23 protein-coding genes are annotated in these 21985 nt (G+C 58.6%); 19 read left to right on the plus strand and 4 right to left on the minus strand.

The features are described 5' to 3' along the window. Positions 1–122 precede the first annotated feature (122 nt). From H8S45_RS00250 to H8S45_RS00265, 4 genes are read left to right on the plus strand one after another with little or no spacing between them, the layout of a single operon-like run. Entirely contained in the window at positions 123–2033 is a 1911-nt protein-coding gene (locus H8S45_RS00250) for a PTS beta-glucoside transporter subunit IIBCA (RefSeq protein ID WP_147573635.1), read from the plus strand. Further along, entirely contained in the window at positions 2030–3424 is a 1395-nt protein-coding gene (locus H8S45_RS00255; RefSeq protein ID WP_107632063.1) for a glycoside hydrolase family 32 protein, read from the plus strand. Before H8S45_RS00250 ends, H8S45_RS00255 begins: the two co-directional genes overlap by 4 nt. Before the next feature lie 17 nt (positions 3425–3441). Further along, complete coding sequence (locus H8S45_RS00260; protein ID WP_186949418.1) at positions 3442–4302, plus strand: Cof-type HAD-IIB family hydrolase; 861 nt, start codon at positions 3442–3444, stop codon at positions 4300–4302. Further along, positions 4299–5267, plus strand: a complete 969-nt coding sequence (locus H8S45_RS00265) for a carbohydrate kinase family protein (RefSeq protein WP_147573636.1) — start codon at positions 4299–4301, stop codon at positions 5265–5267. The genes H8S45_RS00260 and H8S45_RS00265 overlap by 4 nt, the downstream gene beginning before the upstream one ends. Before the next feature lie 34 nt (positions 5268–5301). Here H8S45_RS00265 and H8S45_RS00270 read toward each other — a convergent pair whose 3' ends face one another. After that, positions 5302–6159, minus strand: a complete 858-nt coding sequence (locus tag H8S45_RS00270; RefSeq protein WP_054327667.1) for a hypothetical protein — start codon at positions 6157–6159, stop codon at positions 5302–5304. Beyond that, complete coding sequence (locus tag H8S45_RS00275; RefSeq protein ID WP_054327666.1) at positions 6160–6567, minus strand: hypothetical protein; 408 nt, start codon at positions 6565–6567, stop codon at positions 6160–6162. 173 nt (positions 6568–6740) lie between these two features. On the opposite strand from H8S45_RS00275, the gene H8S45_RS00280 reads away from it, so the two are divergent. Continuing rightward, positions 6741–7811 (plus strand): FkbM family methyltransferase, encoded by a 1071-nt coding sequence (locus H8S45_RS00280; protein WP_107632066.1) that lies wholly within the window; start codon positions 6741–6743, stop codon positions 7809–7811. A gap of 46 nt (positions 7812–7857) precedes the next feature. Here the strand turns inward: H8S45_RS00280 and H8S45_RS00285 are convergent, their stop codons facing one another. Together H8S45_RS00285 and H8S45_RS00290 are read right to left on the minus strand one after the other, a co-directional pair. Beyond that, positions 7858–8565: a response regulator gene (locus H8S45_RS00285; RefSeq protein WP_054327664.1), complete on the minus strand. Its 708-nt coding sequence runs from the start codon at positions 8563–8565 to the stop codon at positions 7858–7860. Further along, entirely contained in the window at positions 8562–9638 is a 1077-nt protein-coding gene (locus tag H8S45_RS00290; protein WP_242977957.1) for a sensor histidine kinase, read from the minus strand. Before H8S45_RS00290 ends, H8S45_RS00285 begins: the two co-directional genes overlap by 4 nt. 223 nt (positions 9639–9861) lie before the next feature. On the opposite strand from H8S45_RS00290, the gene H8S45_RS00295 reads away from it, so the two are divergent. The 14 genes from H8S45_RS00295 to yunB all read left to right on the plus strand — a co-directional run bounded on the left by H8S45_RS00295 (position 9862) and on the right by yunB (position 21977). Beyond that, positions 9862–10437 carry a hypothetical protein gene (locus H8S45_RS00295; protein ID WP_054327662.1) on the plus strand — a complete coding sequence of 192 codons (576 nt, stop codon included), beginning with the start codon at positions 9862–9864 and terminating at the stop codon, positions 10435–10437. 270 nt (positions 10438–10707) lie between these two features. Then, entirely contained in the window at positions 10708–11451 is a 744-nt protein-coding gene (locus tag H8S45_RS00300; RefSeq protein WP_054327661.1) for a site-2 protease family protein, read from the plus strand. Positions 11452–11463: 12 nt separating this feature from the next. Next, complete coding sequence (locus H8S45_RS00305; RefSeq protein WP_054327660.1) at positions 11464–12183, plus strand: segregation and condensation protein A; 720 nt, start codon at positions 11464–11466, stop codon at positions 12181–12183. Then, on the plus strand, positions 12183–12803 hold the full coding sequence (scpB, locus tag H8S45_RS00310; RefSeq protein WP_054327659.1) for an SMC-Scp complex subunit ScpB: 621 nt from the start codon (positions 12183–12185) through the stop codon (positions 12801–12803). The genes H8S45_RS00305 and scpB overlap by 1 nt, the downstream gene beginning before the upstream one ends. 7 nt (positions 12804–12810) lie before the next feature. Beyond that, on the plus strand, positions 12811–13455 hold the full coding sequence (locus H8S45_RS00315; protein WP_147573638.1) for a DUF2953 domain-containing protein: 645 nt from the start codon (positions 12811–12813) through the stop codon (positions 13453–13455). Next, positions 13448–13879, plus strand: coding sequence for a GerW family sporulation protein (ytfJ, locus tag H8S45_RS00320; RefSeq protein WP_054327656.1), 432 nt, complete (start codon positions 13448–13450; stop codon positions 13877–13879). The genes H8S45_RS00315 and ytfJ overlap by 8 nt, the downstream gene beginning before the upstream one ends. 72 nt (positions 13880–13951) lie before the next feature. Then, positions 13952–15043, plus strand: a complete 1092-nt coding sequence (locus H8S45_RS00325; protein ID WP_107632070.1) for a D-alanyl-D-alanine carboxypeptidase family protein — start codon at positions 13952–13954, stop codon at positions 15041–15043. A gap of 18 nt (positions 15044–15061) precedes the next feature. Next, positions 15062–15787 (plus strand): pseudouridine synthase, encoded by a 726-nt coding sequence (locus H8S45_RS00330; RefSeq protein ID WP_107632071.1) that lies wholly within the window; start codon positions 15062–15064, stop codon positions 15785–15787. A gap of 80 nt (positions 15788–15867) precedes the next feature. After that, positions 15868–16737 (plus strand): MurR/RpiR family transcriptional regulator, encoded by an 870-nt coding sequence (locus H8S45_RS00335; RefSeq protein ID WP_054327653.1) that lies wholly within the window; start codon positions 15868–15870, stop codon positions 16735–16737. Beyond that, positions 16734–17954 carry a BaiN/RdsA family NAD(P)/FAD-dependent oxidoreductase gene (locus H8S45_RS00340; protein ID WP_186949419.1) on the plus strand — a complete coding sequence of 407 codons (1221 nt, stop codon included), beginning with the start codon at positions 16734–16736 and terminating at the stop codon, positions 17952–17954. Before H8S45_RS00335 ends, H8S45_RS00340 begins: the two co-directional genes overlap by 4 nt. 9 nt (positions 17955–17963) lie before the next feature. Beyond that, complete coding sequence (cmk, locus tag H8S45_RS00345; protein WP_186949420.1) at positions 17964–18638, plus strand: (d)CMP kinase; 675 nt, start codon at positions 17964–17966, stop codon at positions 18636–18638. 3 nt (positions 18639–18641) lie between these two features. Then, positions 18642–19226: a lysophospholipid acyltransferase family protein gene (locus tag H8S45_RS00350; protein WP_054327652.1), complete on the plus strand. Its 585-nt coding sequence runs from the start codon at positions 18642–18644 to the stop codon at positions 19224–19226. Next, entirely contained in the window at positions 19223–21160 is a 1938-nt protein-coding gene (locus H8S45_RS00355; protein ID WP_107632073.1) for a bifunctional 4-hydroxy-3-methylbut-2-enyl diphosphate reductase/30S ribosomal protein S1, read from the plus strand. Before H8S45_RS00350 ends, H8S45_RS00355 begins: the two co-directional genes overlap by 4 nt. An 85-nt stretch (positions 21161–21245) precedes the next feature. Then, positions 21246–21977, plus strand: a complete 732-nt coding sequence (gene yunB / locus H8S45_RS00360; protein ID WP_161804758.1) for a sporulation protein YunB — start codon at positions 21246–21248, stop codon at positions 21975–21977. Positions 21978–21985 lie beyond the last annotated feature (8 nt).

Consider the following 21985-nt stretch of genomic DNA (forward strand, 5'->3'; position numbering starts at 1 on the left):
TGAAATGCGCAAAAAGAGAGCGGGATATTTGGACAGGATTGCGGATTTACAAAGGCATGCATAAGGCGTATAATTAACCTATAAAATGAAATCGATTTCATAAAAAGAAAGGGAGAATCGCGGTGGATTACAAAAAAGCGGCGGCCGGAGTGCTGGAAAGCATCGGCGGGAAAGAAAACATCATTTCGGCGGCGCATTGTGCAACGCGCTTGCGCCTTGTGATCGCGGACAACGGCAAGGTTGACAAGAAAACGCTGGAAAACGCGGAAGGCGTGCAGGGCGTATTTGAGGCGCAGGGACAGCTTCAGATCATTTTCGGCACAGGCACGGTAAACAAGGTGTACGATGAATTCATCGCGCAGTCCGGCGCGGCGGCGGTCAGCAAGGACGAGGCAAAGGCGCAGGGCGCGCGGAAAGGCAACTGGTTCCAGCGCGCGATCAAGACGCTGGGCGATATTTTCGTGCCGATCATTCCGGCGATCGTGGCGTCCGGCTTCCTGATGGGCATTATGGAGTCGCTCAAGTTCATGGTGAACAACGGCTTCATCGAGCTGGACAGCACAAGCTCACTGTTTGTGTTCGCGGATCTGTTTTCCAATGTTGCGTATACGTTCCTGCCTATTCTGATCGCATTTTCAGCGGCCAAGGTTTTTGGCGGCAACCCGTTCCTCGGCGCGGTCGTCGGCATGATTATGATTCACCCCAGTCTGCAAAACGCATGGACGGTAGCGGACGGTGTGCAGACCTATCAGGAGGTGTTTTTCGGCTTATACGAGGTGCCGCTGGTCGGTTATCAGGGGCATGTCATTCCGGTCATCATCGCGGTGTGGGTGATGTGCTTCCTGGAAAAGCGGCTGCATAAAATCGTGCCGCCGATGTTCGACCTGTTCGTCACCCCGCTGGTTTCTGTGTTTGTGACCGGATACCTCACGCTGGCCGCAATCGGGCCGCTGTTCACGACGGTGGAAAACTTTGTGATCGACGGCGTGCAGTGGCTGATTGCGATTCCGTTCGGCATCGGCTCGTTTATCATGGGCGGGCTGTATGCGACGACCGTCGTTTCCGGTATCCATCATATGTATACCATCATCGACCTCGGCCAGCTAAGCGCATACGGCCTGACGTTCTGGCTGCCGCTGGCCAGTGCGGCGAATGTGGCGCAGGGCGGCGCAGCGCTGGCGGTCGCGATCAAGACCCGCAATAAAAAACTCAAATCCATGGCCCTGCCCGCGTCGCTGTCGGCGTTCATGGGCATTACGGAACCCGCGATCTTCGGTGTGAACCTGCGCTTTTTCCGTCCGTTCATCGCCGGTGCAGTTGGCGGCGCGTGCGGCGCGCTTTACGCTTCGATTGTCGGGCTGGGTGCGACGGGTACGGGCGTAACGGGCATCTTTGGCATCCTTCTGCACCTGCACCATCCGATCCAATATATCCTGACCGTCGGCATAGCGGCGGGCGTTGCGTTTGCGCTTTCCTGGATCATGGGAATCCCTGAGGAGGCGAGTCAGCCGCAGCCGTATCCGGCTGCGGCGCCGGAAGCGGCACAGCCGGCGGCCGTGCCGCAGGGCAGGATGGTAACGGTGGCCGCGCCGCTGACCGGCGAGGCGGTCCCGCTTTCCAAAACCGGAGATCCGGCGTTTGCAGCTGAGGTTTTGGGGAAAGGCGTTGCGGTAAAGCCTGCGGAAAACAGGATATATGCGCCCTGTGCGGCGGAGGTCACGGCAGTCATGGGCCATGCGATCGGCCTGCAGTGCGATAACGGCGTGGAGCTGCTGATCCATGTGGGTATTGATACGGTGAACCTGAACGGCAAGCATTATACCGGCCACGTGGTGGAGGGGCAGCGCGTGCAGGCAGGCGAGCTGCTACTCGAATTCGATGCGGAAGCGATCGAAAAAGAGGGCTATAAGACTATCACGCCGGTGATTGTGACCAATTCGGACCAGTATGCGGCCGTTGAACTGTCGCTGGGCTCGGTAACGGCAAAGCGGGATACGCTGCTCACGCTGGCCGCGCAGGAGGAGGATGCATGAGCAACGCATTACACAGGGACTTGGCGCGTCTGGTCGAGCGGGTCGAACGCGAAGACGGACCGCGCGCTGCGGCGGACCCCTACCGCCAGCGGTTCCATCTGATGCCGCCGGTGGGCTGGCTCAATGACCCGAACGGCCTGTGCCGGTGCGGGGAATGGTATCATGTATTTTACCAGTACGGCCCGTTTGACGCGGCGGGCGGTGTCAAGCACTGGGGGCATTACCGGAGCCGCGATCTGCTGCAGTGGGAAAAGCTGCCGGTCATGCTCTATCCGGATGAGCCGTGGGACGTCCACGGCGTATATTCCGGCTCCGCGCTGGTCGAGGATGGAGTCATGTATCTGTATTACACCGGCAACGTCAAGCAGGCGGGGGATTATGACTATATCACAGCGGGACGCGGGCATAATACCGCACTTGCCGTCTCGCGGGACGGGGTATCGGTGCAGTCCGACGAGCTGCTGCTCACCAACGCCGATTATCCGGCCGGACTGACCTGTCATGTGCGCGACCCCAAGGTATGGCAGCAGGATGGGATGTATTATATGGTGCTGGGTGCGCGCACGCTGGACGATCGGGGCGAGATATTGGTATTCGAGTCCGCGGACAAACGGCGGTGGAGGCATCGCAATACGCTCACCACACCGGAAAAGTTCGGCTATATGTGGGAGTGTCCTGACCTGTTCGGGCTGGAGGGACTGTCCTTTCTGGTCTGCTCGCCGCAGGGGGTTGACCGCCAGGGCGATCGATACCAGAATATCTATTCCAGCGGTTATTTTCCGCTGCACGGGGATTTTCGGGGCGAGTACATGCTCGGTGGCTTTACCGAGCTGGACTGCGGCTTTGATTTCTATGCGCCGCAGTCGTTCGAGGACCGCGGCCGCCGCCTGATGATCGGATGGATGGGCATGCCGGACGCGGAGTATCAAAACCCGACCGTGGAGAGCGGCTGGCAGCACTGTCTGACCGTGCCGTGTGAGATTTCCCGTGACGGCACACGGCTGCTGCGGTATCCGGTGCCAGAACTGGAAAAGCTCCGTCAGGAGCGCGTTGCACCGGAAAACGCGAAGGTGTTCGATCTGGAATACAGCCCGCAGGGCGCGGGAAAGCTTGTCATTCGGGAGAGCCTTGTGGTAGAATGGGAGGGGAACCGGATAACCCTGTCTTTCCAGTCGGGAGATGCGGGGCGCACCATGCGCCGCGCCTGCGTGGAGCGGGAGGTCGAGCATTTGCGCATCCTTGCGGATGCGTCCTCGGCAGAGGTGTTCGTAAACCGTGGCGAGCGGGTGCTTTCCACCCGCTATTATCCGGCGCCCGAGGCGCGCGGCATCGCGTTTACAGGAGCAGGGGAGGCTGCGCTGTGGGCGATGGGCGCGCTGGAAATCCAATAGCAGGTGGAATGGGAACCATGTATCAATTGCTTGCGCTCGACCTGGACGGTACGCTGCTGGACCGGTCGAGCCGTGTGACCAAACAAAACGCCCGCGCCGTGCGCCGCGCGCAGATGGCCGGCGTGAAGATTGCGCTTTGCACCGGACGTCATCTGGCGGATGCGCGGCTGTTTGGCGAACAGCTTTTCGCGCCTGCGGACTGGGCGGTCACGGTAAACGGCGCGTTGGTCAGCCGGCTGGATGGGTCGGAAATCGTGCTGTCCGCCGGGCTGGACCAGCGGGATTGCCGAACCATATTGGAGGTGTGCAGCCGCTATGCTTCCGACCCTTGCTTTTATACAGCGGAACGGCTGTATTTTGGCGACGGGTTCAACCGCTTTTTTGACGAGCTGAGGCGGCGCGGTTATCATATGGTCAGCCGCCAGTGGGATGGCGCGGTCTATGTGAAAGAGATGGCGGATTGGGAGGCGCTGCTGGAGGAAAAGGAGCTTTCCTTTTCCAAGGCGATTTTGTACCACCGTGACCCGTCTGTTGTGGACGGCATGATGCACGCGCTGGAGGCGACCGGACGGTTTGAGCTTGCGCCATCCGTGATGTACGGGGGCGCTTTGAAAAACGTGGAGGTCAACCGGAAAGGCGTACACAAGGGCAGAGGGCTGGAGCGGCTTGCCGCGCATCTCGGTTTTTCCATGCAGCAGGTGATGGCGGTCGGAGACAGCGATAACGACTTGACCATGCTGCGGCAGGCAGGCCTGAGCGTGGCGATGGGGAACGCGCCCGCTCACATCCGCGCCGCTGCGGATGCCTGCACGGCGGATCATACGGAAAATGGGGTCGCGAGGGCGATAGAACGGTATTTGCTGGAGGAACGGATATGAAAAAGGTTATGGCGATCGGGGAGCTGCTCATTGACTTTGTGCCGCAGCAGAAAGGCTGCGCGCTGGACGAGGTCACCCATTTTGAGCGCGTGGCGGGCGGCGCGCCTGCGAATGTCGCCGCCGCGGTCGCGCGGTTGGGCGGCACGGCGGGCATGATATCCCAGGTCGGCGAGGATGCGTTCGGTACGCATATCCTCAAGGTCCTGCAGTCCAACGGCGTGGATACCGGAAACGTGTTTCGCACCGGAAAGGCGAACACCGGTCTGGCCTTTGTATCCCTGGACGCTTCCGGAAACCGTGAGTTCTCCTTCTTCCGCAATCCCTCGGCCGACCTGTTTTTGTGTGAAGAACAGATCACGCCCGCCATGTTTGCGGACTGCGCGGCACTGCATTTCTGTTCAGTGGACCTGGTGGACTGGCCGGTCAAGGCAGCGCATCGCCGGGCGATCGGCCTGGCGCAGGAAGCTGGCGCGCTGATTTCTTTTGACCCCAATGTGCGTCTGCCGCTGTGGGAGCGTCCGGAGGACTGCCAGGCCGCGATACGGGCGTTCCTGCCGTTTGCCGACCTAGTCAAGCTGTCGGATGATGAGGTGGAGTTCGTGACTGGCTGCAAAGAGGAGCGCGAGGCTGCGCGCAGGCTGTTTGCGGGCGGCTGCCGCATGCTGCTCGTTACGCGCGGGGCGGACGGGGCGGCGATCTACACACGCGGCGCGTACGCGGAAACCGAAACGATTCCGGTTCCTGTTACGGATACAACGGGCGCGGGCGATTCTTTCATCGGTTCGTTTCTGTACCAGCTGACACGGGACGGGGTTACGGCGGAGCAGCTCGATCGGCTTTCGGAGGAACGGCTGGCCTCCTACTTACAGTTTTCCGCGCGGTATGCGTCGCTCACCGTACAGCGCAAGGGAGCGGTGATGGCGACGCTGGAGGAGCTTCGGCGGGCCTATCCGGATAAAGAATAAAAAAGCGGTCTGCGTTTCGGGCGCAGACCGCTTTTCAAAAGTATGGGGAGAGCGGCGGTGCGGCGGCCAGCCGCCCTGCCGCTTCAGGAAAGTCGCGCCGCAGCCGCGCAGCGCAGCGGCGGCAGAAATCCTCGTAAAGCAGGGGCTCGTCCCGCATTTGCTGTTTGAAGCCCCAGATATGGGTGAAATAACCCTGCTGCCTGCCGCTGAACAACGCGGCAAGGTCGGACAGCGCGGCGGCATGGACGCGCTCCCGCGCCGCGCACATTGCCAGGAGCCGCTGTTCGGCAAAGACCATGTAGGTCAGCACGTCGTCCGCAGTAGCGGAGGCGCGGATAAAGCGGATTGCGGTATCCGTATAATGCCGCCGGAACGCATCGCTGCCAAAATAGGCAAGCGCGGTGTTATAGGGGCGCACGGCCCAGTCAAAAGCAGAAAAGTCAAAGCCACGCGTCTGGGAGAAGGCCTCCGGCCCAGGGTAGATATCGGGCATGATATCCTCTGTGTGGACCGCGGCGGCATCCAGCCCGCGGAGCAGCGGCGCAAGCGGCTTCCAGACAATAAAATCGGTATCGATCATCACACAGGGCGCGGGCATGGCGGAAAGCGCATACAGCTTGCCGGCCGCCCAAAACGCGATGGGGTTGACATCCTCTGGCATGGCGTCGAGCAGAGGATGCACCCCGCCGTCCCAGAGAAAGGAAAAGCCAAGCGCATCATAGTATCGCTTGGCGGTGCTGTCGCAGATCATGCGGATGGAGCCGTTGGTTTTCTGCCAAGAGAGCGCGGAAAGCGCGGTCGTCAGCAGTTCAAACGGTTCGACCGCGTAGGGCCGGTCCGGTGTGCGCGCGAAAAAGGGGCACGTCCAGTTGATATGAAACGCGGAAAGCATTCAAATCAGCTCCAATCCATAGCCGCCGACAAAGTAAGTGCAGGAACCCCCAAAATGCGAACCAGAACCGGACGAACGATAACTTGTGCGGTAGGACGTAGTATAGGAGGTCAGGTAGGAACCAGAGCCGGAACCGCATTGCACCCAAACCGTGCGCCGGATCGTGATGCCGTCTTCGGTCACGACGGTTTCGAGGGGGGGCAACGCGCCTCCCATGACGGGAACAGGGGCTTGTCCCTCCTCAACGGGGTACCAGCCGGCGGGATAAGGGGCGGCGGGGAATATCGGCTCGGGCGTTTGCTCGACCGGCCGGCAGTGCTTCGCATAACTGTCCAAATCAAATACAACACCGTCGATCTCGCGGTATTGCTCGGGATTCATCGCCAAAATGCCGTTGGATTTTGCCATGCAGAACCGCCTCCCCGTTAAAGTAGATGCACTGATAAGTAAATTATACTGTAATGGACTGAAAACCGCAACGAGAAAATCGCCGCCCGAGGAAAAATTTGCGGACTGCAGGCTTTACAGGGCGCTTGGCGGAACGTATAATATACCAGGATACGGATAAGGGAGTTTTGGAAATGGATTTTTTGACACTCGAGCAGTCCGTCTGGCCGCGCCTGCAGGAAGAAAAGCGGCCGATTGTTTTATACGGCATGGGAGACGGCGCGGATAAGATACTTCGGCAGTTTGAGCGGCTGGGGATTCAGGCCGCCGCAGTATTTGCAAGCGATGAATTTGTGCGGGGACACAGCTTCCGCGGGTTTCGGGTGCATCGGCTGGACGAGGTGGTCGATGCGTTTGGGGAGGATATCCTGATTGTGATTGCGTTTGCCAGCCAGCGTCCGGAGGTGCTGGACAAGATGTATGCGCTCGACCGGCGCTTCGACGTGGTCGCGCCGGATGTGCCGGTCGTGGAGGGCGCGGTATTTGACGAAGCGTTCGTGCGCGCGCACAGCGGGGAGATGGAGCGGGCGTATGCGCTTCTGGCGGATGAACGATCGCGCACCGTGTTTCTGGATACCGTCCGTTTCAAGCTGTCCGGCAGGCTTTGTTATCTGTGCGCGAGCGAAACCGATAAGGATGAGGTGTTCCGTACCGTGCTGCGCCTCGGGCCGGAGGAGCGTTTCGCAGACTTGGGCGCCTATAACGGGGACACGATCCGCGAGCTGCTGCACTATACTGGCGGGCGCTTCACTTCGGTCACAGCGCTCGAGCCTGACCGGCGCAGCTTTCGCAAGCTGTCCGCCTACGCGGAAGAACAGCTTACGGGGGATATAACGCTGGAACAGGCGGGCGCATGGTCGGAGGATACGGTCCTGTGCTTTTCGGACCAGGCGGGGCGGCAGTCGCGCATCTCGCATGTGGGCAGGGAAACAAGGATGCGCGCGCTGGACAGCGTGCTGCGCGGCAGGCCATGCACCTATTTGAAAATGGATGTGGAGGGCGCGGAGCGGGAGGCGCTGCGCGGCGCGGCGCAGACCATCCGAAGCTGGCGGCCCAAGCTCAACCTTGCAGCCTACCATAGGAGCGGAGATTTCTTTTCCCTTGCGCTGCAGGTGCATGCGCTTTGTCCGGATTACCGGCTTTACCTGCGCCACCATCCGTATGTGCCGGCATGGGATACCAACCTGTATGCGGTCTGCCCATAAAACAGGAAAAGAGCGCTGCCTGCGGGCAGCGCTCTTTATGTATGGTTTATTCGCCTTCTGCGAGGCGGTAGCCGACGCCTACCTCGGTGAACAGATATTCCGGCTCGGCGGGGTTCTTTTCGATTTTGCGGCGGATGTTCGCCATGTTGACGCGCAGGATCTGATTATCACCGCCCGCGCGGGGCCCCCACAACTCCTTAATAATGTAGTCGTAGGTCAGTACCTTGCCGGCGTACTTGCCAAGCAGGGCGACGATGCGGAATTCGCTCAGCGTCAAATGGACGTTTTCTCCCCGCACCAGGACCTGATGCTTGTTGTAGTCGATGGTCAGGTCCCCGACCGTATAGGTGCCGCGCTGGGCGATCTCGTCGTTGTCCGAGGTGGTGCGGGTGTGGCGGATTGCCGTGCGGACACGGGCCAGAAGCTCGGCTGTGCCGAACGGCTTGGTCAGATAGTCGTCCGCGCCGAGGTCGAGCGCGCCGACCTTGTCATGCTCATGCGAGCGGGCGGAAACGACCACCACCGGCAGGCTGGACCAGGAACGCAGGCTGTTGAGTACCTCCAGCCCGTCCATGTCCGGCAGGCCGAGGTCCAGAATGACCAGATCGGGACAATGGGAGGACAGCATGGACATTGCCTCCGCACCGGTGCGGGCTTGTATCGTTTCGTAACCGTTGGAATTGAGGATAGTGGAAATAAAATGCGAAATGCTTTTTTCATCTTCTACAATCAGGATTTTTTCTCGGATATTCATTTAAGTTCCTCCTCGGAAAGCGGCAGCAGGAAAGAAAATTCCGCGCCCGCTCCCATATTTTTTGCTTCCATAGTACCACTGTGCGCGCGTACGATCGCCATACAGACCGACAGGCCTAGGCCCATATTGCGTTTCCCATCCCCAGCGGGCGTTTCGTTGCGTTTCATGCTGCCGTCAAATAGCGTCGGAAGCTCCTTGGGGGGAATGCCTTTGCCGTTGTCCTGCACGGAAAAACAGGCGTATTTGCCCTCCTGATGCACGGAAAGCAGAATGTTTGTCGTTGTCTCACCATGGATCACCGCGTTTTCCAGAAGATTGGACAGCACCTGTTCGATCAGGATAGCGTCCATGGGGACAAACAGGAGATCGCTCGGCGCGGCAACGCGGATGGAAACATCGGGAAACCGCTTGCGGAATTTCTGCACGACCTCGCCGAGGATTTCCTCCACGACCTCCGGCTGTTTGGTAATCTGGGCGCGCGCGTCCCCGATGCGGGTGATGGAGAGCAGGTTTTCCACCACGCGGATCAGCCACTGCGCCTCGTCGCGGGCGTCCTCTAGAAGCTGGCGCTGCTCGGCAATCGGCAGGTTGGGCGTTTCCAGAAGGGTGGAGGTGACGCCGACGATCGATGTCAGCGGCGTGCGGATATCGTGAGAAACCGAGCGCAGCAGATTGGCGCGCATTTTCTCTTTTTCGCTTTCCGCCCGAATCCGCTCCTGCTGCTTGAGCTTGGTGGTCATCGTACAGGTGATGAGCGAGACGCACAGCATGGTCAGGAACGTCAGCGGATAGCCGGACAGCGTAAAGTTGAACGCCCAGTATGGATAAGTAAAAATATAGTTGATGCCAATGACGCTGAACAGAGCGGCCAGGATACCGAAAAAATAGCCGGTCGTTAAACGTGAAACCAGCAGGACGGCCAGTACGAAAATCGGATACGCAAAGCCGTCGATGCTATCGGCAATGCTTAAAATAACGCACAATTCAATCGCGCAGGCCAAAATGCCCGCGGTAACCGCAAAATCGCGTGCGGAAAAGGAAAAAAACGGACTCCGATGCTTTGAGCTTTGCAAAATGGGACACTCCCTATTATCAATTGGGTACAAAAACATTATAGCAGAAAAGGTGTTAAAAATCTGTTAATATCCTTTACAAAATCTGAACGGGAAAAAGTTGCCGTTTGACGGAAGATTAACAAATCAAAACGCGACCTTAGCAGCGGTTAAACGGGATTATGCGCTATAATAGAGACAACAGAAAGGGATTCTGTGCAAGATGAAAAAGGGAGTGTTTCTAATGAGTAAAAATTTGCAAGAGTATCTGCAGGACAACGAAACCGTGCTGTGGCAGGGGGAGCCCGCGGCGTTTCCGCTGATTGAAAACGGCAATAAGACCCGCGTACTGCGTACATGGTTGCTGACCGTTGTGATTATTGGCGGCCTGCTTGCAGCTTATGTTACGAAGAACAGCCAGTGGAGCATGAATGTTGCAATCGGTATGGTAGTCATCGGCGCTGTGATTATGATTTCCCCAGTCTTTGAGCGTGCAAGCGTGAAGCGTCAGAAATACTACATCACCAACCAGCGTGCTATTCTGGAATTCGACGCCAAGACTTTCTACTCCATGGATCTGTCCGACATTGATGATTATAAGGTTGTCAGCGATGTGGCGAACGAAGACAGCGTCGTTCTGGGCAGCAAGATTTTTGAAGAGGTAAATAAGCAGCTCCGCTGGAGAGCGTGCCATCCTATGATCGACCGTCAGAACACCACGAATCGGACCCGGGCGGAAGCACTGGTTTTCTATGGCGTAAAGAACGCGGAAGCTGCCGTGGAGCTCTTGGAGGGCCGTGACGCCACTCGCGCTGCATAAGACTTTCAATTGATATGAACGGGAAAAGGGCTGCAGAATATTCTGCAGCCCTTTTTATCAAGCGAACTGCCTTTTACCAGGAAAGCAAGAAAGGGATGACAATTGGCTGGTATTGTGATATAATTCCAAACATACACAGGTTTGCTATCCGGAAAACCGCGTTAAAATTATTTTGACGCGTCTGTTAGGAAGCAAAAAATAGGTTAAAATGATAAAATCAGGCGCTCGTGGCAAGAATAGCGGTGCGGCTGATAGTTTGGAGGAGTTTGCTTGCTTTGGAGTGCTCTGCGCAGGGGGGACCTGCAGACCGCAATCATCACGCTTGCGTTGTCGCTCCCTGCGGTCGTTTTATGCCTCACCGTGCATGAGGCCGCGCATGGAGGAATGGCCTATCTGCTGGGCGATCGCACGGCGCGCGATTCCGGCCGCGTCACGCTTTCCCCTTTAGCGCATATTGATCCGGTCGGTTTTTTATGCCTGCTGGTGTTCGGATTTGGCTGGGCGCGGCCTGTGCCGGTCAATATATCGAACTTCAAAAATAGAAAAGCGGGTATGGCGCTGACTGCCGCTGCAGGTCCCGCAGCCAATTTCATCACGGCGTTTTTGGCGTTTGCGGGTTATCTGGCGATCGGGGTTTACCTGCTGGGAACGCAGGTTTTCTCGTTTGGCGTAGGCGGTGTTTACCTCCTGATGTCTCTTTTGACATCTGGACAGATCGCCGCGAACGGCATCGCGGTATTTCTGCTTGTGCTGATGATCTTTTTGGGCTATACGGCGGTTTTGTCCGTGGGCCTCGGGGTATTCAACCTTATCCCTGTTCATCCGCTGGACGGGTCGCGCGTGGTTGACGCGTTCCTGCCGTTCTCCTGGTCGCTCAAGCTGCAAAAATACCAGGGTGTGATCCTGCTCCTGTTTGTTGCGGCAATCTGGTTCGGCTGGCTGGACGGGCTGATGCTGATGGCGGACAGTGCGGCCATCAACCTGGCGGCACGGTTTGTCGGACTGTTTTTATAGCAGGATGCTGTCATGGATTTTCATTTGGAGAATTTTGATGGCCCGCTCGATTTATTGCTGCATCTGATCGCCAAAAACAAGGTCAGCATTTACGACATCCCGATCGCGGTGATACTCGATCAGTATATGGAAGTCCTGCATGCGGCCGAGGCGATGGACCTTGACATCGCGGGGGATTTCGTGGCGATGGCGGCGCAGCTTGTTTACATCAAGTCGAAGATGCTGCTGCCGCGCCATGAGGAGGACGAGGAGGACGATCCCCGTGCCGGACTGGTTGAGATGCTGCTGGAATACCAGCGCCTAAAAGAAATCACGCCGTATTTCCGCGAAAAAGGGGAGCTCGGGCGGGATATCTTCGTCAAACCGCCGGAAAACCTGGGGGAAGCGCCGAAAGAATACCGCCAGTCGGTCAACGATCTGGTTCGGGCGGCTAACAATATGCTGCGCAAGGCCCAGCGGCGGATACCGCCGCCGGCGAGCGCGTTCTCCGGCATTGTCGGGCGGGAGCCTGTGCCGGTCGAAACGCGGATCACCGCGATCCTTCGGCGGTTTATCCGGTCGGTCCGCGTGCCGTTTCGAAGGCTGTTTGACGACGCGAAAAACCGTTCAGAGATCGTCGCGACCTTTCTGGCGGTGCTTGAGCTGTCCAAGACCCGCCGTATCCTGCTGGAAGGCGACGGAGAGGATATGGAGTTGACGCTTACAAACGATAAAGGAGAGAGTAACGTCTGATGACCGAACTCGAAGCCGGCCTGGAGGCTGTGCTGTTCGCCGCAGGGGACGCTGTACCGGTCGACCGGCTGGCCGCAGCGCTGGAAGCGCCGCGAGGCGCGGTGCTTGAGGCCGCCGCAGCGCTGGAAAACCTATATGATTTTGAAAACAGGGGTCTGATGCTGCTGCGGCTGGAGGACAAGCTACAGCTCTGTTCGCGTCCGCTGTATGCGGACGCGGCCCGTCGGGTGACCGAATCGCGCAAGCCGCCGTCCCTGTCTCCGGCCGCGCTGGAGGTGCTGACGATCGTCGCGTACCGCCAGCCGGTGACAAGGGCGTTCATCGACCAGCTGCGCGGCGTGGATTCGGGCGGCACCGTTGCAGGGCTGGCAGAAAAGGGCCTGATCGAAGAAGCCGGACGCATGGATGTACCCGGCCGGCCGATCCTTTATCGCACGACCGAGATATTCCTGCGGACGTTCGCGCTCAGTAGCCTGAGCGAGCTGCCCGCGCTGCCATCGCTTGAGGAAAACGAACAAATGGAGCTGGATTTGGACGGGCGGCAGCCTGAGGCCGCGTTGGAGGGACAACTGCAGATAGAGTCCCCGCCCACGCGGGCGTGGCCGGAGGAAACGGAGTGAAGCGAATATGACGGCTCTGCTTTGGATTTTGGCGGTGCTGCTGGGGCTACTCCTGTTGATGCTGGCCGTCTGTCTCCTCCTGCTCTGTGTCCGCACAGGGATAGAGGCCGTGGGCGTGAACGGGGAGGTCAGCGTAGAAATCCGGTACGGGCCGGCGCGTATCCCAGTCTGGCCGCCGCCGAAGCGAGAGGAAGCGCCGCCGCAGACTGCCGCGGCGCCGGCAAAACGCAAAAAAAGGCGGAAAAAATCCAAATACCGGTATTCTTTTCAGCGTGAGGAACTGGATATCGGGGAGCTGGCCGGACTGACCTTGACGCTGCTGAGCGAAATGGCGGATACGCTCCGCATCAGCCGGCTGCGCGTGCGGGTGCGGATTGGCACGGACGACGCGGCAAAAACCGGACTTCTTTTGGGGCAGTCCGCAGCGTTGACCGGCATGATTGTACCGTTTTTGGAGAATACTTTTGAAATGAAAGCGTATCACGTCGATGTGGACGCGGATTTTGAGGCAGACCGTACGGAATGGGCGTTTACCGTGTTTTGTTCCATGCGGCCGCTGCGCCTGTTGCTCGTGCTGTTGCGGCACGCCGGGGAACTTTTCCGTCTGTATAAACGATTGATAAAGAAAGAAGAGGCGATAACAAATGAGTGAGCATCCTATCAGCAACCTGATGACCGAGACCATGGCGAAAATAAAGGAAATGGTGGATGTCAATACCATTATTGGCACGCCGATTACCACGGCGGACGGCACGACCGTGATTCCGGTCTCCAAGGTCACGTTCGGCTTTGCATCCGGCGGCAGCGATTTTGCGCCCAAGCATATGCCGCAGGGCGCACCGCTGGCCTTTGGCGGCGGCGGCGGTGCGGGCGTGACGGTATCGCCCGTTTGCTTCCTGATTATCGGCACGGACGGCAGCGCCAATATTCTCGGCGTGAACGCGCAGGCCTCGACAACGGTCGACCGCCTGGTCGAAATGATCCCGGGTGCGATTAACAAGGTTTCCAGCTTTGTGGAGGGCTACAAAGGAAAGGCAGGGCCAAATATGGACCGAACGGCCGAAGCTGACGAATAATGCCGCATTTCCCGCAAAACCTACTCACACGAATGCTGAGTAGGTTTTGTTTTGCAGGGGAGATGTGCGAACATGAAGAAACTGTGGTGCGGGATACTGCTCTGTTTGCTGCTGCTGCCCGATTCGCGGGCGCTCAGCGCGCAGAGCGCGGTTGTGATGGACGCGGATACCGGCGAGGTGCTGCTGGAACAGAATGGCGACGCACGCCTGCCAATGGCGTCCACAACAAAGATCATGACCGCCCTTGTCGCATTGGGCGAGGGCAATCTGGATCGGGAATACACGGTGAAAAAGGAATATACCCGAGTCGAAGGCTCGTCTATGTACCTGCAGGAAGGGGAAAAGCTGACCCTGCGGGATACGCTGTACGGGCTGATGCTGGAATCCGGCAATGACGCGGCGGTGGCAATCGCTGGCGAATGCGGCGGATTTGATGTGTTTATAGAAAAAATGAATGCAAAGGCGGCCGAGCTTGGCTTGACGGATACGCATTTCGACAATCCCAACGGCCTTTCCAGCGAAACGCATTATACAACCGCCCATGAGCTGGCACAGATCACGGCCGCCGCCCTGCGCGATCCTGTGTTCCGCCAGATCGTATCGACCCAGAGCTATACGGTGGGACAGCGCACGCTGAGCAACCATAACCGCCTGCTCAGCATGTATGAAGGCGCGATCGGCGTCAAAACAGGCTACACCAAGGCGGCGGGGCGCTGTCTGGTGTCCGCGGCGGAGCGCAACGGACGCACCCTGATCGCGGTTACCCTGAATGACCCAAACGACTGGAACGATCATATGGAGCTGCTCGACGCAGGCTTTGCCCAATATGAGGAGATCACGCTCCATGAGGCGGGGGAGGAGGTCGCGGTGCAGCGCGTTTTTGGCGGGGATGCGGATACGGTTCCGCTCGTTGCGCAGCATACGCTGACAGCCCATGTCACGTCGGAGGAAAAGGACCGGATTGAGACCGTGCGGTACGGTGATAAAATCTGCTATGCGCCGGTTGTCAAAAGCGCGGCGGCGGGACAGATCGAATACCGGATCGGCGACAAGGTGCTGGCAAAGGATACGCTGCTGTACGGCAGCGCCTCTATACTGGCGCCGGAGGAAAAGAGCCTGACCGAACGGATACTCGACCGGATATTCGGTGAAAAGGATCAATGACAGCATAGGAGGACAACTGTGGAGGAGAGACTGCAGAAAATTTTGGCGCAGGCCGGACTTTGCTCGCGCCGCGAAGCGGAAACATGGATACTGGACGGACGGGTGACGGTAAACGGCCGTGCGGCGTCGCTGGGCGATCGGGCGGATATCCGGCGCGACCGGATCCAGGCGGATGGCAAGCCGGTCGGCCTTTCGGAGGAGAAAAAATACCTGATGCTGTACAAGCCGCGCGGCTATGTAACAACGCTCAAGGACGAGCGGGGCCGCAGGACCGTGGCCGATCTGACCCAGGGCTGCGGCGTGCGCGTGGTACCGGTCGGCCGGCTGGATTACAATTCGGAGGGGCTGCTGCTGCTCACCAACGACGGGACGCTGGTCAACGCGCTGACGCATCCGCGGCACGAGATCGAAAAGCACTACGAGGTGCGCGTGCGCGGCCGGCTGGATAACATCCCGCGCCTGGAAGAGCCGATGGAGATAGACGGGTATGCAATCCGGCCCGCGCGGGTCGTCATTCTGGAGCAAGACAGCGAAAGCGCGAAGCTGCGGCTTACGATCCATGAGGGGCGCAACCGCCAGATCCGGAAAATGTGCGAGCAGTGCGGTCTGGAGGTGCGCAGGCTGAAACGGGTAGCGGTGGGCGAGCTGCCGCTCGATCCGGCGCTCAAGGCAGGGGCGTGGCGTGAACTGACGCCGGAGGAGGTCGCCTATTTGCGGGGGGTGGGTGCGATTTTGCAGGATTGATGCAAAATATCTTGCATTTCTGCGGCAAACCGCTTACAATAATAACGGCAAAAGCAGGCGATAATGCAGGAGTGAATGTCATGAACGATCTGATCAACAAGATTCAAAATGAATTACCGGATTTTTCCAAGGGGCAGAAGCAGATCGCGCGCTTCATCCTGGAGCACTATGACAAGGCCGCCTTTATGACAGCTAGCCGGCTCGGCGCTACCGTCGGTGTGAGCGAGTCCACCGTGGTGCGCTTCGCGACTGAGCTGGGATACGACGGCTATCCGCATCTGCAGCGCGCGCTACAGGAGATGATACGCAACAAGCTGACCTCGGTGCAGCGCATGGAGGTTTCCAGTGACCGCATGGGCGGCCGCGACGTGCTACAGACCGTTCTTCACGCGGATATGGATATGATTCGCATGACGCTGGACGAGATCGACCGCGATGCGTTCCAAGGGGCGGTCGACGCGCTGACCGGCGCGAAACGGATCTACATTTTAGGCGTGCGCTCCGCGAGCGCGCTTGCTAATTTTGTTGGGTTTTACTTTAACCTGCTGTTTGAAAATGTCACGCTGGTCCATACCAACAGCGTCAGCGAAATATTTGAGCAGATCCTGCGGGTCGGCCCGGGGGATGTGCTGCTGGGCATCAGCTTTCCGCGCTATTCCAAGCGCACGCTCAGCGCCATGCGGTACGCGGGCGACCGCGGCGCGCGGGTGGTCGCGCTGACGGACTCGCACCTGTCGCCGCTGGCGCGGGTGGCGGATCATGTGCTGCTGGCGCGCAGCGATATGGCAAGTTTTGTCGATTCCCTAGTCGCGCCGCTGTCGGTCATCAACGCGCTGATCGTCGCGGTCGGCATGAGCCGGCGGGGGGAGATCGAGCAGACGTTCAACAGGCTGGAACGCATCTGGGAAGAATACGACGTATATGAAAAGCCGGAGGACGACGCGAATTGAACATATTGGTAATCGGCGGCGGTGCGGCGGGTCTGATGGCAGCGGGTACGGCGGCTGAAAACGGCGCGCGGGTGACGCTGCTGGAAACAAATGAAAAGGTCGGCCGCAAGCTGTTCATCACGGGAAAGGGACGCTGCAATGTCTGCAATAACTGCGATATCCAGACGGTTTTGCAGAACGTTCCGGTCAACCCGCGCTTCCTGTATTCCGCGCTCGGCGGCTTTTCGCCAGAGGATGCGATGGCGTTTTTCACCTCCCACGGCGTGCCGCTCAAGACCGAACGGGGAAACCGCGTTTTTCCGGTGTCGGACAAGGCTGCGGATATTATTGACGCACTTTTTACATGGATTAAACGTGTGGGAGTTATAATAAAGCATACGGCCGCGGAGCGGCTTGTCATTGAGGGGGTCAGGCTCGCAGGCGTGCAGGCGGGCGGCGCGCTTTATCCGGCCGACCGTGTGATTGTCGCGACCGGAGGGGTATCCTATCCGCAGACCGGTTCGACCGGGGACGGTTACCGCTTTGCAAAGCAGGCAGGGCATACGGTCGTGCCGCCCAATCCCTCGCTGGTGCCGCTGGTGACACCGGGCGGCTGTGAGGAGCTGATGGGGCTCAGCCTGCGCAATGTGCAGGTGACAGTGTTTGAGGACAGCAAAAGGATCTGGTCGGAATTCGGGGAGATGCTGTTTACACATTTCGGCCTGTCCGGCCCGCTGATCCTTTCCGCTTCCGCGCATATGCGGCACTTTGGCAGCAAGGGTTACCATATCGAGATCGACCTCAAGCCGGCGCTGGATGAAAAGACACTGGATAAGCGCCTGCTGTCCGATTTCGGGGCACATAAAAACAGCGATTTCATCAACGCACTGGGCGGGCTGCTACCCCGCAAGCTGATTCCGGCGGTCGTGCGGCTGTCCCAGATCGACCCGCATGCCAAGGTAAACGGCATCACCAGGCAGCAGCGCGCCGCACTGCTGCATACATTGAAGCATTTTCTGGTTGTGGTGTCCGGCAAGCGGCCGGTCGCGGAGGCAATCGTGACATCGGGCGGTGTCTCGGTCCGTGAGGTAGACCCCAAAACCATGGAATCCAAAAAGCTGCCCGGGCTGTATTTCGCGGGAGAGGTACTCGATGTGGACGCTTATACGGGCGGCTTCAATTTACAGATCGCGTGGTCGACCGGACGGCTGGCCGGCCTGTCGGCGGCGCGGCAGTAGGAGGGACATATGGAATACATTTCGGTTGCGATAGACGGGCCATCCGGCGCGGGGAAATCCACGGTCGCGCGGGCTGTGGCGGCGCGGATGGGATATGTCTATGTGGATACCGGCGCGATGTACCGTGCGATCGGCCTGGCCGTGTACCGCAGGGGAATCGCGGGTGAGGATACGGCGGGGATCATCGCGTCCCTGCCGACGGTGGATATTTCGCTGGCTTATCAGGACGGTATGCAGCATGTGCTGCTCAACGGAGAGGACGTATCCGAAGCGATCCGCACGCCGGAAATCTCGCAATATGCGTCAAAGGTTTCGGCCGTGCCGGAGGTGCGGCGTTTTTTGCTGGATGTACAGCGGGACATGGCAAAAAACAGCAATATCCTGATGGACGGACGCGATATCGGCACGGTGATCCTGCCGGACGCACCAGTGAAAATATTCCTGACCGCCTCCGCGAAAACGCGGGCGGAGCGCCGCTACCGCGAGTTGAAGGAAAAAGGGCAGCAGGTGACGCTCGAGGGCGTACTGGCGGACATACAGGCGCGCGACCGGCAGGATACGACGCGCGCGGTCGCCCCGCTTCGTCAGGCGGACGACGCGGTCCTGCTCGACACGAGCGCGCTTGATTTGGAGCAGAGCATTGCCGCGGTTCTGCGGATAATTCGGGAAAAGACGGAGAGATAATACATGAAACAGAAATATCACCGCTGGTTCCAATGGTTCGCGGTTCCCTTTGTGGCGCTGGCGTTCCATATTTATTTCGGCTTTAAGGTCATCGGGCGGGAAAACATTCCGGAGGGCGGTTGTGTCGTCTGCCCGAACCATGTGCAGCTTTCCGACCCGCCATTCGCGGCGGTGGCCCTGGGGCATAGGATACCGCTGCGACTGATGGCGAAAAAGGAGCTGTTCCGCAAGCCGCTTTTTGCTTGGCTGATTGCGGCGCTCGGCGCTTTCCCGATCGACCGCGGCGGCGTAGATATCGATTCGATCAAGACCGCGCTCGGCTCGGTCCGCGCAGGGCAGAAGCTGATCATCTTCCCACAGGGTACGCGCGGCGCGTCAGAGGGAGACGCCAAAAAGGGCGCGGCAATGCTGGCGGTCAAAACGCGCGCGCCGATCCTGCCCATGTATATCTCGGAAAACAAAGGCTTCCGCTGCCGGGCAACGGTCATAATCGGCAAGCCGTTCCTGCCGGACGGAAAGGAAAAGGATTACGGCGCGATTGCGGACGATATCCTGCACCGTATCTATGCCCTGAAAAAGCAGATATGAGCATTACAGTAGCAAAAACAGCCGGGTTCTGCTTCGGCGTGCGGCGCGCGGTCGAGCTGGCCGAGCGGCAGGCGCAGGCAAACGGCGTTATTTACGCGTATGGCGAAATCATCCACAATATGCATGAGATCGCGCGGCTGGAGCGCCAGGGGGTGCGCACCGCCCACACGCTGCAGGAAATACCGGATGGGGCAAAGGTCCTGATCCGCGCGCATGGTGTGCCGCGGTGGGTATATCAAATGCTGCAGGAGAAAAACTGCGAGGTGTTTGACGCGACCTGTCCGTTCGTGCAGAAAATACACCGTATTGTGGACGAACAGAGCCGCGAGGGACGTCATATCCTCATCCTAGGAAGCGCAGGCCATCCCGAGGTTGTTGGCATCCAGGGATGGTGTGGCGGCTCGGACGTACTCGAGAACGAAGCACAGGTGAGAGCCTATTTGGATCGGCCGGATTCGACGGAAAGAACGCTGGCTGTTGTCGCGCAAACGACCGTCAATCGGAATCTTTGGAATATTTCAGTCGGTTTGATAAAAAAAAGGTGTACAAACCTCAAAATTTTTGATACAATATGTAAAGCGACGGATGAGCGTCAGTCGGAGGCTCGTCTGCTTGCCGGTGCGTCGGATCAGATGATCGTGATCGGCGATAAAAAAAGTTCCAACACAAAGCGGCTGTACGAGATCAGCCGCACGCTGTGCAACAATGTGCTTTATATCGAGGATGCCGCGGAGCTTACAACGCAGGGGCTCCGAAGGAATGGGCGCGTCGGGATCACGGCTGGGGCATCGACACCGGCATGGATAATTAAGGAGGTCAGTAACATGATGAGCGAAGAAACGAAAATCGAAAATGGTGAGGACTTTGCGGCAATGCTCGAAGAGTCCTTCAAAACCTTGAATACAGGAGAGAAAGTCACCGGTACCGTAGTCGCTGTATCCTCGACCGACGTACAGGTCGACCTTGGCGTAAAGCATACTGCGTATATCCCGCTGAGTGAGCTGTCGGACGACCCGAACTACGACGCGGCCGCAAACATCCATCCCGGCGATGAGATCGAGGCGGTGGTCGTGCGCGTCAACGACGGCGAAGGCACCGTGACCCTGTCCAAGAAGCGCGTTGACCAGCTTAAGGGCTGGGAGACCGTGGAAAAGGCGTATGAAGAGCATTCGGTCGTTGAGGGCATCATCGTTGAGGAGAACCGCGGCGGCGTGGTTGCGACCGCTTACGGCGTGCGTGTGTTCATTCCGGCCAGCCAGACCGGCATCCCGAAGGATCAGCCGATGAGCCAGTTGGTGAAGACCAAGCAGTCTTTCTATATCACGGAGATCAACCGCCAGCGCAAGCGCGTGGTCGGCTCGATCCGCCAGATCCAGCAGGAAGCCCGCAAGGCGGCGGCCGAGCAGATCTGGAGTACCATCGAGGTCGGCAACGAGTATGAGGGTACGGTCAAGAGCCTGACCTCTTACGGCGCGTTTGTCGATATCGGGGGCGTGGACGGTATGGTTCATATTTCCGAGCTGTCCTGGGGCCGCATCAAGCACCCGTCCGAGGTAGTCAATGTGGGCGATAAGGTCAAGGTGTTCGTGATCGGCTTGGACAAGGACAACAAGAAGATCTCTCTCGGCTACAAGCGCGAAGAGGATAATCCGTGGAATGTATTCAAGTCCAAGTACGGTGTGGGCGATGTAGCGGAAGTCAAGATCCTCAAGTTTATGCCGTTCGGTGCGTTCGCGGAAATCGTTCCGGGCGTTGACGGGCTGATCCACATCTCCCAGATCGCTGACCACCGCATCGCAAAGCCGGAGGATGTGCTTGAGGTCGGCCAGCAGGTCGAGGCCAAGATCATCGATATCAACGATGAGAAGAAAAAGGTTTCTCTGTCCATCCGCGCGCTGCTCACAGGCGAGGACGAGGGCGAAGACGAGGAATAATTCTCCCCAGATACAAAGAAGCACCCACAGGGTGCTTCTTTTTTTCGTGCCGGCCTCGTATGATTTTCCGAAAGGGGGCGTGCGGATGCACCGGCGCAGATACCGGAAGAAAGGAAGAAGAACTGCGCTGCTGTTGCTGTTGGCGGCTGCGGCGGGGCTTGGCGTGCTGGTAACCATGCGGATGCATCGGGTGTTCATGGAATACGCCACCAATGTATGCGAGGACAGTGCGCTGCAGGAAATCAACAACCTGATGCAGGATGAAGTGTTTGACGACCCCGAGACGTATGAAAATATGGTCGTGCTGGAACGGGACAGCGAAAACCATGTCACGGCGCTTCGGACGGATGTAATCGCGATCGGCCAGATCAAGGCGCGGCTTGTCAACGGCCTGTTTGAACGGCTGGAGGATCTGGAACAGACAACCATCGAGGTGCCGCTGGGTACGGTGTTCGCCCCCAATTATTTCACTGGCATGGGGCCGAGCGTGGATATCGGCATGGCGGGGCTGACGCAGATGTCGGCGGAGTTCATCAGTGCGTTTTCCTCGGCGGGTATTAACCAGACGCGGCATAATATTATCATTGAAATTCATGCGGGATTCCGCATCCTGACTCCGTTCGGCGGCGAGGACCGCGAGATTGTGACCAGCTATCCGGTGACGGATACGGTGATTGTCGGCACCGTACCCGAACGCTATGCCTATATTGATGATTTGGGCGGCAACCTGCTCGGGCAGGTGAGCGATTACAGCGGCGCGGCAGAGGGCGGAAGCGGGCCGCAGCTTTCGGATAATTCGTCGGAAAACGGAAAATAATACTTCCG

The sequence above is a fragment of the Agathobaculum faecis genome (genome assembly GCF_014287995.1).
Taxonomy (GTDB): domain Bacteria; phylum Bacillota; class Clostridia; order Oscillospirales; family Butyricicoccaceae; genus Agathobaculum; species Agathobaculum ammoniilyticum.